Origin of the sequence: Halalkalibaculum sp. DA3122 (genome assembly GCF_043951865.1) — a bacterium.
Classification (GTDB): Bacteria; Bacteroidota; Rhodothermia; order Balneolales; family Balneolaceae; genus JAMQKA01.
Map to the genome: position 1 here is coordinate 1 of NZ_JBINJF010000089.1, position 1,412 is coordinate 1,412.

The 1,412-nt window shown below is 56.2% G+C and carries 1 protein-coding gene; it reads right to left on the bottom strand.

The genetic code is table 11. The features are described 5' to 3' along the window. Positions 1 to 100: 100 nt before the first annotated feature. Complete coding sequence (locus ACG2F4_RS19290) at positions 101 to 1,309, bottom strand: IS4 family transposase (RefSeq protein ID WP_395262577.1); 1,209 nt, start codon at positions 1,307 to 1,309, stop codon at positions 101 to 103. Positions 1,310 to 1,412 lie beyond the last annotated feature (103 nt).

The window sequence follows — 1,412 nt, forward strand, 5'->3', positions numbered from 1 at the left end:
CACTGTTGTCCGGTAAACATATTAAGAGGGAACATAAGTCACCTTTAGAGTCTCTTCCACTCGTTTTTGTACCCTAATCTGATTGCGAGCCCCCTCATTGTCACGTTGGAAATAAACTTAATGCATAGCTTTGTTGGCTGTTTTGCTGCAAAAGGGCCTTGACCGGATCGGCCAGGAACGCCCCCAGCCGGACGTAACTAAAGCAGTGCAGCCGGATCATTGCCCGCAGGTTGGCATAAGACCAGCGCCGGCGGTGGGCCCGCTGCAGTACCTGTATCAGCAAGTCGGCAATCAGGGCGCACCAGATCTGTATTTTGATCGCATTGGGGGAGTCGCCCAGAAAATAGCGCAGTGGCCAAGCCCCTTTAATGCGTTTAAAGACCCCCTCGATTTGCCACCGCTGGCGATAGATGTCGGCTATGTGCCGACTCGTATGGGTGAACAAATTACTCACAAACCGAAACTCTTTGCCGGAGGTGGAATCCCGGAAACAAACCAATCGTGCTTGGAATCGCTGGACCTGTTTGTGGCTGGTGTGACCGAGCATGATTCGTTGGTCGGACAGCACGCCGGCCGCCCGGTCGGCTTTGCTGACCGGCAGCTCCTCCAGCAGCTCCATGGCGGCATTGGACCGCAGCCGGCTTACAAAGCCAATTGGGTGGTCCGGGGTGGACCACTCAGCAAACAGGCTGTAGTCGACATACCCTTTGTCAAAACAAATAATGCTGCCTTTGGGAAGCTTGAGTTTCCGCAGAAACGGGGTGTCGTGGCGGCTGGCCGGGGTGAGCACGACAAACTCGGGCTGGTTGTGATCGCTGCGGATTAGCGTATGGGCTTTGACGCCTCCCTTACGCCGCCCGTCTGCACCAGGCCGGCCGGCGGTTGCCATCACATCCGAAAACAGGGAAATGGTGGTCGAATCGGCGATATAAATCGGGGGATTCTTGCTCCGGCTGTCCGGGGAACCGGTAAAATAGCGGCCGGCCAACTGGTGATACAGATCCCCGAACAACTGTTCCGGGCGGCGGTTGTTGGCATCGCTGAGCGTACTGCGGCGGGGAGTGCGGGTAAGCCCCAGATGCCGGAGCTTGCCTTCGGCGGCCAGCAGGCCGGTGATTACCTCGCGCAGACTCCCGCAGCCGCTGAAATGCGCATACAGCATCGCAATCAGGTGATCCCAGCTGAAAAAGGACTTGCAGTAGCGGTCGGCTCCGTGGCGGCGGGCCAGCCGATGCACCATCGAACGGGGTATTAAATGTATGATCTGAGCCAGTACCGGCTGTCCGGTAAAATACGTATGTTTACTCATCGGTAGTTTGTTTGGTTGGTGGTGCTTCCAAAAACTACCGCAAGGCGGGGTCAAATGCGACTCCGCTTTTTTATTTTCTTACTATTTTCCCCGGACAACAGTG

What these genes read in the sequence shown, in the direction of transcription:
- ACG2F4_RS19290 (WP_395262577.1), bottom strand. Translation starts at nt 1,309, where the DNA reads ATGAGTAAACATACGTATTTTACCGGACAGCCGGTACTGGCTCAGATC.